This is a genomic window from Maledivibacter sp., assembly GCA_025210375.1.
In the GTDB taxonomy this organism is placed as follows: Bacteria; Bacillota; Clostridia; order Peptostreptococcales; family Caminicellaceae; genus JAOASB01.
In genome coordinates this window covers 49,416-62,804 of record JAOASB010000037.1, presented here as the reverse complement: position 1 = coordinate 62,804, position 13,389 = coordinate 49,416, and the positions used below count along the sequence as shown (strand labels likewise).

The 13,389-nt window shown below is 31.9% G+C and carries 14 protein-coding genes; 13 read left to right on the top strand and 1 reads right to left on the bottom strand.

Features of this window, described 5'->3' with window-relative positions:
• The first annotated feature begins 48 nt into the window (after window positions 1–48).
• From xerD to scpB, 5 genes are all read left to right on the top strand, one after another.
• Window positions 49–933: a site-specific tyrosine recombinase XerD gene (xerD, locus tag N4A68_13070; GenBank protein ID MCT4565229.1), complete on the top strand. Its 885-nt coding sequence runs from the start codon at window positions 49–51 to the stop codon at window positions 931–933.
• A gap of 175 nt (window positions 934–1,108) precedes the next feature.
• Complete coding sequence (locus tag N4A68_13065; protein MCT4565228.1) at window positions 1,109–2,278, top strand: phosphopentomutase; 1,170 nt, start codon at window positions 1,109–1,111, stop codon at window positions 2,276–2,278.
• Window positions 2,279–2,492: 214 nt separating this feature from the next.
• The gene (locus tag N4A68_13060; GenBank protein MCT4565227.1) at window positions 2,493–3,659 is read left to right on the top strand and encodes a D-alanyl-D-alanine carboxypeptidase; all 1,167 of its coding nucleotides are present in this window, start codon (window positions 2,493–2,495) and stop codon (window positions 3,657–3,659) included.
• Between the two features lie 224 nt (window positions 3,660–3,883).
• Window positions 3,884–4,642 carry a segregation/condensation protein A gene (locus N4A68_13055; GenBank protein MCT4565226.1) on the top strand — a complete coding sequence of 253 codons (759 nt, stop codon included), beginning with the start codon at window positions 3,884–3,886 and terminating at the stop codon, window positions 4,640–4,642.
• A 33-nt stretch (window positions 4,643–4,675) separates the two neighbouring features.
• A complete protein-coding gene (gene scpB / locus N4A68_13050) occupies window positions 4,676–5,224 on the top strand; it encodes an SMC-Scp complex subunit ScpB (protein ID MCT4565225.1) in 549 nt (182 codons plus the stop codon).
• 49 nt (window positions 5,225–5,273) lie between these two features.
• Here scpB and N4A68_13045 read toward each other — a convergent pair whose 3' ends face one another.
• Window positions 5,274–5,813, bottom strand: coding sequence for an XRE family transcriptional regulator (locus N4A68_13045; GenBank protein ID MCT4565224.1), 540 nt, complete (start codon window positions 5,811–5,813; stop codon window positions 5,274–5,276).
• 602 nt (window positions 5,814–6,415) lie between these two features.
• Between N4A68_13045 and N4A68_13040 the strand changes: the two genes are divergently transcribed.
• The 8 genes from N4A68_13040 (at window position 6,416) to N4A68_13005 (ending at window position 13,260) form a co-directional block, all read left to right on the top strand.
• The gene (locus tag N4A68_13040; protein MCT4565223.1) at window positions 6,416–7,024 is read left to right on the top strand and encodes a DUF2953 domain-containing protein; all 609 of its coding nucleotides are present in this window, start codon (window positions 6,416–6,418) and stop codon (window positions 7,022–7,024) included.
• A gap of 19 nt (window positions 7,025–7,043) precedes the next feature.
• Window positions 7,044–7,490, top strand: coding sequence for a GerW family sporulation protein (gene ytfJ, locus N4A68_13035; protein MCT4565222.1), 447 nt, complete (start codon window positions 7,044–7,046; stop codon window positions 7,488–7,490).
• A 105-nt stretch (window positions 7,491–7,595) separates the two neighbouring features.
• Window positions 7,596–8,693: a D-alanyl-D-alanine carboxypeptidase gene (locus tag N4A68_13030; GenBank protein ID MCT4565221.1), complete on the top strand. Its 1,098-nt coding sequence runs from the start codon at window positions 7,596–7,598 to the stop codon at window positions 8,691–8,693.
• 104 nt (window positions 8,694–8,797) lie between these two features.
• Complete coding sequence (locus tag N4A68_13025) at window positions 8,798–9,766, top strand: sulfide/dihydroorotate dehydrogenase-like FAD/NAD-binding protein (GenBank protein MCT4565220.1); 969 nt, start codon at window positions 8,798–8,800, stop codon at window positions 9,764–9,766.
• On the top strand, window positions 9,763–11,043 hold the full coding sequence (locus N4A68_13020) for an FAD-dependent oxidoreductase (protein ID MCT4565219.1): 1,281 nt from the start codon (window positions 9,763–9,765) through the stop codon (window positions 11,041–11,043). Before N4A68_13025 ends, N4A68_13020 begins: the two co-directional genes overlap by 4 nt.
• A gap of 279 nt (window positions 11,044–11,322) precedes the next feature.
• Entirely contained in the window at window positions 11,323–12,030 is a 708-nt protein-coding gene (locus N4A68_13015) for an rRNA pseudouridine synthase (GenBank protein MCT4565218.1), read from the top strand.
• An 85-nt stretch (window positions 12,031–12,115) separates the two neighbouring features.
• The gene (locus N4A68_13010; protein ID MCT4565217.1) at window positions 12,116–12,592 is read left to right on the top strand and encodes a GNAT family N-acetyltransferase; all 477 of its coding nucleotides are present in this window, start codon (window positions 12,116–12,118) and stop codon (window positions 12,590–12,592) included.
• A 98-nt stretch (window positions 12,593–12,690) separates the two neighbouring features.
• A complete protein-coding gene (locus N4A68_13005; protein MCT4565216.1) occupies window positions 12,691–13,260 on the top strand; it encodes a methyltransferase domain-containing protein in 570 nt (189 codons plus the stop codon).
• The last annotated feature ends 129 nt before the right edge of the window (window positions 13,261–13,389 follow it).

The window sequence follows — 13,389 nt, the reverse complement described above, 5'->3', positions numbered from 1 at the left end:
ATAGAATAGTGTATTTTGTAGCAGAAGAGAAATAAAGGAGTTAATCAAATGAATACAATTGTAAAGGATTTTCTTGTATACTTAAAAGATGAAAAAAAATTATCTAACAACACTTTGGAATCCTATGGAAGGGATCTTCGCCAATTTGGGGAGTTTTTAAATGATAAGGGCAGAGATTCTTATATAGATGTAAATAAGACAACAATTATTACTTATCTTTTATACCTTCAAAAAAAGGGACGTGCTACTTCTACAATCTCTAGGAATTTAGCTTCAATAAGAGGCTTATATCAACATTTATTAAACAATGGTTTAGTTCAAAGTGATCCTACTATAAATCTTGAATCACCTAAATCAGAGAAAAAACTGCCATGTGTGTTAAGTTTAAGCGAAGTAGAGAGACTCATAAGTCAACCCAATGAAAATAGTGCAATGGGCTGCAGAGATAAAACTATGCTTGAATTACTATATGCCACGGGTATTAGGGTATCAGAGTTAGTGCGATTAGATCTTTGCGATGTAGAATTAGAACTGGATTTTATAAAATGTAGAGGAACAAACAACAAAGAGCGTATTATTCCTATCGGAACCATGGCTAAGAATGCTCTTCTTAAATATTTCCATGAATATAGAGCTATGTTAGTTAAAGATGATGAGAAGGCATTATTTGTTAATTATTATGGAAAGAGATTGACTAGGCAAGGGTTCTGGAAGATAATTAAAAGGTATACAAAAGAAGCGAAAATCAATAAAAAAATAACTCCCCATACCCTTAGACATTCTTTTGCTACTCATTTAATACAAAATGGAGCAGATCTAAAATCTGTTCAGGAAATGCTTGGACACTCTGATATATCTACTACTCAAATATATATGCAATTGACAAAAAATAAAATTAAAGATGTTTATAATAAATCCCATCCAAGAGCTTAGAAGGTATATTGATTAATAATAATAAATATTGGGTATTAAAGAATTAGGATTATAATTATGGATATTATAATCCTATAGAAATTTAATACATGTTACCGGTTACATAAAGGTTTGGACTTTATGTTGAAATTTAGATTGAAAATTATTTTAAAAGATATTTTAAGGAGGATTATATATGATTAATAGAGTAACTATTTTAGTAATGGATAGTGTTGGAATAGGTGCCTTACCAGATTCTGAACAATTCGGCGATATAGGAGTAAATACTCTAGGAAATATTTCTAAAGCAATGGGTGGAATAAACCTTCCTAACCTAGTTAATTTAGGATTGGGAAATATTGATGGACTAGAAGGCTTAGACACAGCTGAAAATCCTATAGGATCATCGGGTAGATCGATGGAAATGTCCAATGGAAAGGATACTACCACAGGACATTGGGAAATGGCAGGCTTACACATTAAAGAGCCATTTAAAACATATCCCGAGGGTTTTCCAGAGCATGTGATATCTAAATTTGAAGAGCTTACGGGTAAAAAGGCTTTAGGTAATAAACCTGCTTCAGGAACTGAAATAATAAAAGAACTTGGAAAAGAACATATGGAGAGTGGAAATCCTATTGTGTATACTTCGGCAGACAGTGTATTTCAAATAGCAGCCCATGAAGAAGTAATACCCTTAGAGGAATTATATAAAATGTGTAGTATAGCTAGGGAGATTTTAAAGGGTGAAGATCAAGTTGCTAGGGTTATAGCTAGACCATTTATTGGAGAACTTGGGGATTTTACTAGAACACCTAATAGAAGAGATTATTCCCTAGATCCCTTTGGCAAAACCATACTAGATTATGCATCGGAAGCTGGATATGATGTTATGGCAGTAGGAAAGATAGAAGATATATTTAATGGAAAAGGAATAACAAAGGAAATACATACCAAGAGTAATATGGATGGTGTAGATAGAACGATAGAGTTTTTAAGCACCGATTCAAAGGGAATAATATTTACAAATCTAGTTGATTTTGATGCTAAATTTGGGCATAGAAGAGATCCCAAAGGCTATAAAGAAGCCCTAGAGGAGTTTGACCAAAGAATACCTGAAATCCTGGATAGCTTAAGGGATGATGATATGCTAATCATTACTGCTGATCATGGCAATGACCCAACCTATAAAGGAACTGATCATACTAGGGAATATGTGCCTATAGTGGTTTATGGAAAGCAGGTTAAGTCCGGCGTTAATTTAGGAACAAGAAAGACCTTTGCAGATATTGCAGCAACAATAGCAGATATATTGGATGTGGAGAGACCAAGGATTGGTAGTAGTTTTAAGGACTTGATATTATAAAATAATTTAAAATCCATTACCTTAGATATTCAAGGTATATAAGAAGCACTCCTAATATTTAATGATATTAAGGAGTGTTTTTTATAGTTTAAAATGAAATTTAAAGTATAAAAAATTAATTCAAATTTCTATTAAGCAAGATAATATTATAATGCATAAGCAATTATTTCAATGGAAAACATAAGAGTATCAAGATAATTTAGGAGGAATGGAGATGAATAAAAGTTGTGCTAAAAAAAGGATAGGTTTAATAATGTCTGTACTATTATTATTTATTAGTTCTTTTACCTACTCCAGTGCAAATGAATTTGATTTGAATGCAAAATCTGCAATTTTAATAGATGCTGGAACAGGAAAAATACTTTATGAAAAGAATAGCAATGAAAAGCTTCCCCCTGCCAGTGTTACAAAAGTAATGACTATGTTATTGGCTATGGAGGCTATGGATAAAAAACAAATAACCTTAGAAGATAAAGTTACTATTAGTGAAAGAGCTTCTAGTATGGGAGGTAGTCAGCTTTACTTTGAGCCTGGAGAGCAAAAGACAGTGGAGCAGCTATTAAAGGGCATAGCTGTAGCATCTGCTAATGATGCTTGTGTGGCTATGGCTGAACATATTGGGGGTACAGAAGAAGTATTTGTTAAAAAGATGAATGAAAAAGCAGCACAGCTGGGAATGAATAATACACAATTTATGAACACAAATGGCTTACCACAAGAAGGACATTATACTTCTGCCAGTGATATCTCAAAAATGTCTAGGGAACTATTGAAATATCCTAAAATACATGATTGGTTGAAGATATATATGTCCTCAATGAAGGTTGGTAAAAAGGGAAGAGCCACATTAGAGTTGGTGAATACCAACAAATTAATTAAAACATATCCTGGTGCCAATGGTATAAAAACAGGTTTTACCCAAGAAGCTAGATATTGTCTATCGGCATCGGCCAAAAGAAATAATTTTACATTAATTGCAGTGGTTTTAGGGTGTCCTTCTTCAAAAATAAGATTTGCTGAAGCTAAAAAACTACTTGACTATGGATTTGCTTCATATAATTCAGTGATGATATCACAAAAAGGTGAAGTCATAAAAGAACTGCCCGTCGAAAAGGGAAAGATATCAAATGTCAATATAATCGCTAGGGATGAATTAAAGGTTTTGGTTAAAAAGGGAGGAGAGGGTGATATTAAGAAGGAAGTAGTGTTACCTAAGGCTATAAAGGCTCCCTTTGAAAAGGGTCAAAAAATAGGTGAAGTCACTGTTACCAATACAAAGGGCGAAACCCTTGGAAAAGTTGATCTTATTACTGAGGCTAAATGCGATAAGGCTTCAATATTTAATACACTAGGTAAAATGCTAAAGGGCATATCACAATAAATGCAGTATAGAAAAACATACTTTATAAAAAGCAACCATTAATTATATATGAGACAATTGGATTAAATACAAAGCCACTATTTTATAGGTATAATAAAATATGTGGCTTTTTATAGTCTTAAATGACCTAGGGCATACCACATTTATTATGCAATTTCCTCATTTAAAATATTTATGATAAAATAGTAGAGATAAGCAAAATTAAACTTAATGAGGGTGTTTTTATGAATTATGAAGTTAAACTAGAAGCCTTCGAAGGGCCCTTTGATCTCTTATTTCATTTGATAGAAAAAAATGAAATTGACATATACAATATACCAATTTCTGATGTGACAGAGCAATATATAAAGTATATAAACCAAATGAAATATTTAGATATGGAAGTGGCCAGTGAGTTTTTACTCATGGCTGCAACATTGCTTGAAATAAAGTCCAAAATGCTTCTTCCAAATCCCATTGAGGAGCAGTTAGAGTTTGACTTGCAGGGAATGGATCCTAGAAGAGATTTGGTTATAAAGCTAATAGAATATAAAAAATATAAAAATATTGCAGGGTTCTTAAAGGATAGGGAAGATACCTATGGCAGGAGTTATTTCAAATCTCAAGAACAGTTAGAAGAATATATTAATAAAGATTTGGTTGAGAAAACGGAATTAAATTTAGAAGAAGAAATATTAATCAAGGCGGTCAAAAGAACGTTGCAAAGGATAAGTAAACTAGATATGCATAGAAAAAAGTTTTTCAAAGAATTAAAACGAGATATGTATACAGTAGAAGATAAAATCTCTCTTTTGAAAAGCAAGTTGGATAAAGATAAAAGTCTTAAATTTATAGATTTATTTAATGAAGATTGCTGTAGATTAGAGATAGTTGTAACCTTTTTAGCATTACTTGAATTATTAAAATTAAAGGCCATAAACATAAAACAAGATGATATATTTGATGATATATATGTATATCCTGTTATAAAAAATCAGCATTAAAATTATTTTTATTAGGGGGCAAAAATATAAATTATGGATGAAAAAGAAATAAAATCGATCATAGAATCTATTTTATTTGTATGGGGTGAACCTTTAAACCTTAAAGAGTTATCTAGGGTATTAGAAATTCCTAAGGGAAAGGTCAAGGAATATATACATGAGCTTCAAGCTGAGTTTGATCAGCAGAGTAGAGGGATTAGGATTATTGAAGTAAATAATTGTTTTCAATTGGCAACAAAACTAGAAAATCATCCCTATATTGAAAAACTGTGTATTACATCACAAAACAGAGGACTATCTCAGCCGACCCTAGAGGTTTTGGCCATAGTGGCATATAAACAGCCCATAACAAAGCATGAAATGGAAGGCATCAGAGGAGTTAAATGTGATAAGCCTATAAGTACTTTAATAGAAAGAGAATTAATTGAGGTCAAGGGGAGATTGGAAAAAACGGGAAGACCCATTGTTTATGGGACTACAGATTCATTTCTGAAAGCCTTTGGTTTTAAGAATCTAGAGGATTTACCACAGGTTGAGGGATTTGGAGATTTTGATTTTTTAAATAATTTCGAGGAAGAATAAAGTATATATTAAAATCGAAAAAGCGCATTAGCGCTTTTTTTATACTTTATTAAAATGATGGGGGTGTAGAAACCCAAAGAATTGTTGCGGGCTTGCTATAAGGGTTTTCCAGATAGTGTATTTTATTAGATTTAAAATAAAAGCTTTCGCCACTTCTGATCTTATAGTTTTTTTTCCCAAGAACTAGGTTAGCTTTACCCTTTAGAACATATCCAAATTCTTCACCTTCATGGGGATCATCTTCCTTTGTTTTAGTTTTCTCGGGTAGTGTTATTAATATGGGTTCCATATCGTTTTTCTGAGCATTTGGAATTAGCCATGAAATGCAGTAACCATAGTCTTCGTAAATTCTATCATAAATATCGTCCTTAGAAAAAACTATCTTTTCTTCAATTTCTTCATTAAAAAAATGACTAATATCTGTTCCCAATGCCTCCAAAATATCTATTAAGGTGTTTATAGAAGGAGAGGTTAGGTTTCTTTCGATTTGGGAAATAAAACCCTTGGTTAAATCACATCTGTTAGCCAGTTCATCTTGTGTTAAATTGTTTACATTTCTTAATCTTCTAAGTTTTTCACCAATACTCAAAATATTACCCCCTGAAAGAAGAAAGTTTTCTATATAAGTGAGGAGATTGAATAAGTGAGTAAATTGCATAATTACCTTTCGTAAAAACAATCTACTATATGTAGTTTTAGAATCTACGAAGACACACCACAAAATATGCTTATATCTTAAGTAATTAAATCAAGTATGATATTGGCATATCCAATTGTGCCAAGTTACGATTATGGGATTTCCTCAATTACTTTCTATAAAAACTATCTACCATATGTAGTTTTAAAATTTCAAAAGTTATGCCATCAAATATGTTTGCATCTTAGGTAATTATATCAAGGATGATATTTTCATATGCAACTTGATCAAGTAAAAATTATGAAATTTCCTTAAGTAACATAAACAGCAAACTTTTTGTTTACATTTATTAAATATCATATAAAATCGTCAAATTGTCAAGCCTATTATATTTTTTTGTGAAAAATATTTAAAATAGTTTAGTAAAACATAATCATGGAAAGGATAGTAAATGTAGACAATATTAAACCCGGATTATTTATGGAAAACTTGAAACTATGAATAATTGGAGTTGAAGTAGAGAAGTTTATAACGTTTTATCAGGGGTGGCAAACTTGTTTGTAGGTATAACAATAATCATTTTAATTATATTAATTATTATTTCATCGATAAAGGCCAATATCTTAGTTTTAAAAGAGAACCGAGATAGTAAAGTCATTATTAGTATTAAGGCTTTATATGGATTGATTAGGTTTAAGAAAGAATTAGGCTCCTTCCAAGTAACAAAAACGAATAAAGAAGATGACGAAGATTTAAGAATAAAAATAAAAAGTGATTCGTGGTCTAAGCATAAAGGCTATACCGATTCTATTGATATGAAAAAAATAAAAAATTTCATTGAAAATATCAGAAGATACAAGAGGGTGATTAATTATTTAATAGAAAAAACACATTTTCATAGATTGTTTTGGAAAACTGAGATTGGTCTTGATGATGCAGCATTAACTGGCATGGTAACTGGTATTATCAATATTTTGAAAAGTAACTTGTTTGCTATTTTAAACAATAAAAAAAATAGGCCTAAGGAGATACATTTCAAAATAACTCCAAACTTTAATAATGAGGTCTTAAGAACAGATATAGATTGTATATTTACCTCAAAAATAGGCTATATTATTATAGCAGGGTTAAAAATTCTTTGGATAAAGTATACTATAGAGTAATTAAAAGGTGGTGTATGATATGAGTGGTCATCCTATTGAAGCGTTGATGAAGACGACGATGGAAAGCCTAAAACAAATGATTGATGTTAATACTATTGTGGGAGATGCAGTTGAAACACCGGATGGAACAACCCTAATTCCCATATCCAGAGTATCCTTTGGTTTTGCTTCAGGAGGTGGGGATTATAAAAGTTGTTGTAATGTAGAAGATGAAGATAATCAAGATACTGAGAAACTTCCATTTGCAGGAGGAACTGGAGCAGGGGTATCGGTACAGCCCGTTGCTTTTATGATAGTAGGAAAGGAAAGCACAAAACTATTATCTGTAGATCAAAGTGCAAATATGTTTGAAAACTTGGTTGGGTTATCGTCTAAGTTCATTGATAAGCTACAAGGCGAAGGTTCAAAAAATAAAAATAGTAATGGCGAAAGTGATGATGACAATAAAAACAAAAATAATGAATAATAAGGGCGGTATACCGCTCTTTAATATTTATAAAATCGAACCCAGATTATTCATAGAAAATTTAAGATTTTCTATGAATAATCTGGGTTAAACGGAGTGAATTATATGTTTAGGAAGAGAATATTAAATATAGCTTTAACCTTTCTAATTATTCTTTTAGTATTCCCAATAAATATCTATGCTAATTCTGCTCAGAGTGCTATTGTAATGGAAGTTAAAACTGGAAGGATATTATATGCTAAGAATATCAATCTAAAAAAACCAATGGCCAGTACTACAAAAATAATGACAGCATTATTGGCTTTAGAAAATGGCAGTTTAGAATCGAAATTCAAAGTGGCTAAGAATGCTGTCGGAGTAGAGGGATCATCAATTTATCTAAAATATGATGAAGAAGTAAACCTTAAGGATTTAGTATATGGTCTTATGCTTAGATCGGGAAATGATTCAGCAGTAGCAATAGCCCATCATATTTCTGGCTCGACCCAAGAATTTGCTAATCTAATGAATCAAAAAGCAAAAAAAATAGGAGCTAAGAACACAAATTTCAAAAACCCCCATGGACTACATCATAAAGACCATTATACTACAGCCTATGATTTGGCATTAATAACAAGGCAAGCTTTATTAAATGAAAATTTCAAGAAAATAGTTAGGACAAAAAAATGGGTTTCACAAAGAGAAGGTTATAATGTATTTTTCAATAAAAATAAGACCCTAAATCAGTTCAAGGGTGGAGACGGTGTAAAGACAGGATATACAAAGGTATCAGGTAGATGCTTAGTCACATCCGCCACAAGAAATAATATGCAAATATTATGCGTGGTGCTGAATGATCCAAATTGGTTTAATGATTGTTATGCTTTAATGGAAAGAGGATTTGAAAAATATCATCCTAAGAAGGTATTGAGTAAAGACTCTGATATAAAAAGCTTCACAGCACTCAAAGGGAAGAAAGAAAAATCCTATATGACTGTTAAGGAAGATATAGTCATCCCCGTTAAAGGTGATGAAGAAGATAGGGTTATGACGATTTTTGAGTGTAATGAAGAATATGCCACTCCAATAATGAAAGGGCAGGTTTTAGGTAAAGCAAAGGTATATATAGGGGATAAACTTTTAGCAACAACAGAATTAATTGCTAAAGAAGATATTTACAAGAAAAAATTCATAGATAAGATAAAGGACTTCTTTGGAAGGTAAGAATCTGATTGATTTAATCAATCAGATTTTTTTTATGTAACATAATCTATGTACTATCAATATTCTAATATTATAAGGTCTATTTTGGAAAGTGAGGGATTAATATGACCAAAAAAATAATATATGAATGCATTGATGCAGGTAGCGATTATTGCCCGTGCTATTTGGCCGAAACAAATGATTGTATTACATGCTCTCATTTACAGGGAAAGGATTTTTGTGACTGTAATTGGAGGGGGGTATGTATCTTTCAAGAATATAATTGGAATGGAAAAAAAGCAAAGCTTGCTAGAAAAAATATAAATACAGAAATACTGGATAAACAATTAATTGGTGATAATTTAATTGTTTTTAAAATTGCTGTTACAAAGACATTGGCAAGGGCATTAAAACAGCCTGGGTCATATGTATTCATTAGAGATCCTCAAAAGCCAGAATATTTTGATATTCCCATGTCTATAATGTATTCAGATGAAAATAAAGGAGAGATACATGTAGCTGTACAGATAATTGGAACTAAAACAAAGACCTTATTATCTCTAGAAGGGGAGATAATGTTAAGGGGGCCATATTGGAATGGTATTCTAGGTTTAAAGGAATTGAAGACCTTGAAGGATTCCAATGTACTAATTGTGGCTAGAGGAGTAGCACTAGCCCCAGCAGTAAATATATTAAAGTATTTATTACGTAATAATAATAAAATAACTTTCATAATGGATAAAGGTAAGTTTAATGAAATTTTTATCAATGAGTATATAGATGAATCCCAGATACTGACAATAGAGACGGATATTTTCGGTGAAAAAGGGAAATTAATAATACAAGAATTGATTAGAAATAATCACTATGATCTATGCTTTAGTGGCGGTTCAGATGTCCAACATAGGGATATAAAGAAATTACTGAGTGAGTTGTCACCAGATACAAGGTATGTAATAACAAATAATATAGAGATATGCTGTGGTGAAGGCATATGTGGTGCATGCTCTATAAGAATTGGAGATAAAATATTAAAGGCCTGTAAATCACAAATTGATACAACTTACATGTTTGAAAAGGGGGATGAATCATGACTAAGGTTGTGGTAATAGGTGGAGGCTGGGCTGGTTGTGCGGCAGCTGTTACAGCAAGAAAAGCAGGTGCAGAGGTCGTAGTAATCGAAAGAACTGATTTGCTTTTGGGACTGGGAAATGTAGGAGGAATAATGAGAAACAACGGAAGATATACTGCAGCAGAAGAAGCCATATTATTGGGGGCAGGGGATTTATTTAATATCTGCGATAAAGCATCTAGGCATGTAGGTATAGATTTTCCAGGGCATAAGCATGCAAATCTATATGATGTAACAAAGATTGAGCCTATGGTTAGAAAAAAACTGCTTGAAATGGGAATAAAAGTAATGTTCAGAACTAGGGCAATAGATGTTGATATAATAGATAATACAATTAAGGGCATTGTACTCTATAATGAAGAAGTAGTTTATGGTGATATTTTTATTGAGACAACAGGATCTACTGGGCCTATGGGCAACTGTCTAAAATATGGTAATGGATGTGCAATGTGTATTCTTAGGTGTCCTACCTTTGGACCAAGGGTTAGTATAAGTAAGAAGTCTGGTATAGAAGATATTCTTGCCAAAAGGAAGGATGGTTCATATGGGGCATTTAGTGGTTCTTGTAAACTAAACAAGGATTCCCTAAGTGATGAAATCATAGGTGAACTAAATAGTAAGGGAGTAGCAGTTTTACCCGTACCCATTGAGGATATAAATGAAAGCAAGCTAGATAAAAAGGTATGTCAGCAATATGCACTAAAGGAATATGCACAAAATGTGGTGCTTCTTGATACTGGGCATGCAAAATTAATGGCCCCTTATTATCCCCTAGAAAAGCTTAGAAAAATAAAGGGATTAGAAAGTGCAAGGTATGAGGACCCATATTCAGGCGGCATAGGCAACTCAATAAGATACCTATCAATAGCCCCTAGAGAGAACAACATGAAGGTAAGAGGGGTTAAAAATTTACTATGTGCTGGGGAAAAATCAGGATTCTTTGTTGGACATACGGAAGCAATAGTTACGGGCAGCTTAGCAGGCCATAATGCAGTAAGGTTAAATAAAGGTATGAAACTATTAGAGTTGCCTATTAGTATTGCTGTAGGTGATATAATTTCCTATGCCAATAGTCAAATAAATACGCCGGAGGGTTTAATGAAAAGATATACCTTCGCAGGTTCCATATATTTTAATAGAATGAAGGAGCTTGATTTATACACTTTAGATAAAGATCATTTGAAGAAAAGAATAAAAAGATTGGATCTTTTAAATATTTTTGAGGAAAAATTAGTATAAAATATTATATACTTATGTATAGAGCTTTAAGGTGAATCTTAATTTATACATATCAAAATATCCAATATTTCTAGGAATTTTCGATATGTATAAATTAAAGTTTTGACCAGAATCTCTATAGGGATTTTAGCATAGACTTTAACTTATACAAGTACAAAATGCCCAGAAGCATTGCATATTTGTCCATTTATAAATTAAGTTATACTATGAAAAGCCTATACAGGATTTAAAATTAAAGTATTAATAAATAATAACAAATGATAAAGGAGTTGTACAGGAATGAGACTTCAAAAATTTATAGCTTTGTCCGGAGTTGCATCGAGAAGAAAAGCGGAAGAATTAATAAAAATGGGAAGAGTTAAGGTGAATGGCAAGATAGTAAAAGAAATGGGAATAAAAGTAGATCCAGAAGTTGATGAGGTTTCCTTTGACAATAGGAGTATAAATATATCGGATAATATGGTATATATTCTTTTAAATAAGCCAGAAGGATATGTAACTACATCTTCAGATCAATTTAATAGACCTGCTGTATTAGATCTAATCAAAGGGATATCTGAAAGGATTTATCCCGTTGGAAGACTGGATTATAATACTTCTGGATTGCTGTTGCTCACAAATGATGGGGATTTAACACAAAAAATTACTCATCCAAGCAGTCATATATCAAAAACCTATATGTGTAAGATAAAAGGTATTATTACTAATGACGAGATGGATAGGTTTAGAAAGGGATTAGATATTGGAGGATATGTAACCGCTCCAGCTAAAATAAAGCTTGTAAAAAAATATCAAAATAATTGCTCAGTTAAAATCACTATTCACGAGGGAAAGAACAGGCAGATTAGAAGAATGATGGATGCTGTAGGTCATCCTGTTATTAAGCTTGAGAGAATTTCCATAGGTAAGATAAATATAGAGGATTTACAAAGGGGAAAATGGAGATATCTCACTAAGGATGAAAAAAAATACTTAAAATCATTATAAACCTCGCTAATACAGGCAGGTATTGGTGTTTTAATTGTTGAAAATGGCAATATTCAATATTAATTATCTTGCAAGGAGGGAGAATGTGATAAATATAAGGGTATCAGAGGAAAAAGACAAGAAAAAAATACTAGAACTTATAAATGAAGAAAAAATAAAAATTACTGATTTAGATACAGGGGAACTGGGAAACTCAATGGTAGTATGTGATGGTGAAAGGATCATTGGATATTCAAACTATATAAAAATTCCAAACCTTAATATAGCATTTGTAGACATGCTAATTATAAATAATACATATCGAGGGCAATATATGGGAGATGGATTAATCAAGTCCTTACTAAACCTCGCTGATAAAAGGCAAATAAAGAAAGTATATGCTATTGAGGAAAACAATAACTCAGCATTTTTTAAAAAAGTAGGATTAACCAAAAGGGAATTTAAACCTTCTGAGGATATTTCAAAATACATCAAAAAAGATTTAGGGGCTGATGGGATTATCAATGTTTTCGAAGCAATATTACCTGACTTCTTCAATAAAGCTTGCAAGAGTAAAGGCTAAGTCATATGAAAAAATAAGCAAAGAGAAGAGTAAAATGATTAGTCTATTTTTGAATGTGACTAAATATATTATAATCTATAATTAAATGGAGGAAGATTATGCAAGCAAAATATCTTAATAAAGCCACGGACTTAGCAAAGGAATTAATAGCTAAGGTCGTTGTGGAAAATGATATTGTTATAGATGCAACAGTAGGAAATGGTAAAGATACATTATTCTTGAGTGAATTAATTGGGGAAAATGGAAGAGTAATTGGATTTGATGTCCAAGAAATAGCTCTTAAAAAGACCCAGGAAAAACTTAAGGACAGAAATATGTTAGATAGGGTACAGCTTATTAATACGGGACACGAAAACCTAAATAAGCATGTTGATACTGAGGTCGCAGCTATTATGTTTAATTTAGGATACTTGCCTGGGAATAATCACACTATAACTACAAAGCATGAAACAACCCTAGAAGCCATAAAGCAGGGGATAGATTTACTAAAAAAGAATGGTGTAATGACCATATCCATTTATCCAGGGCATAAGGAGGGTATGGAAGAAAAGAACCATGTCTTAGAATATTTATCTACCATTGATCAAAGAAAAGTCAATGTACTCAAAATGGAGTTTATAAATCAAAAGAACAATCCGCCTTTACTTGTAGCTATAGAAAAGAAATAAAAGTGATTGTTTTAGGTTCCAAGTTGCAAGTTCCAAGAGCTTTAGCATTTCTCTGATGGATATAAAAATCGTTTGAAAGGATCTAAAGATTATAAGAATTTACAGTTGAGGAAATTACATAACTCTTAC

Coding starts and splice junctions, on each gene's coding strand:
- xerD (MCT4565229.1), top strand. CDS start 49: ATGAATACAATTGTAAAGGATTTTCTTGTATACTTAAAAGATGAAAAA.
- N4A68_13065 (MCT4565228.1), top strand. CDS start 1,109: ATGATTAATAGAGTAACTATTTTAGTAATGGATAGTGTTGGAATAGGT.
- N4A68_13060 (MCT4565227.1), top strand. CDS start 2,493: ATGAATAAAAGTTGTGCTAAAAAAAGGATAGGTTTAATAATGTCTGTA.
- N4A68_13055 (MCT4565226.1), top strand. CDS start 3,884: ATGAATTATGAAGTTAAACTAGAAGCCTTCGAAGGGCCCTTTGATCTC.
- scpB (MCT4565225.1), top strand. CDS start 4,676: ATGGATGAAAAAGAAATAAAATCGATCATAGAATCTATTTTATTTGTA.
- ytfJ (MCT4565222.1), top strand. CDS start 7,044: ATGAGTGGTCATCCTATTGAAGCGTTGATGAAGACGACGATGGAAAGC.
- N4A68_13030 (MCT4565221.1), top strand. CDS start 7,596: ATGTTTAGGAAGAGAATATTAAATATAGCTTTAACCTTTCTAATTATT.
- N4A68_13025 (MCT4565220.1), top strand. CDS start 8,798: ATGACCAAAAAAATAATATATGAATGCATTGATGCAGGTAGCGATTAT.
- N4A68_13020 (MCT4565219.1), top strand. CDS start 9,763: ATGACTAAGGTTGTGGTAATAGGTGGAGGCTGGGCTGGTTGTGCGGCA.
- N4A68_13015 (MCT4565218.1), top strand. CDS start 11,323: ATGAGACTTCAAAAATTTATAGCTTTGTCCGGAGTTGCATCGAGAAGA.
- N4A68_13005 (MCT4565216.1), top strand. CDS start 12,691: ATGCAAGCAAAATATCTTAATAAAGCCACGGACTTAGCAAAGGAATTA.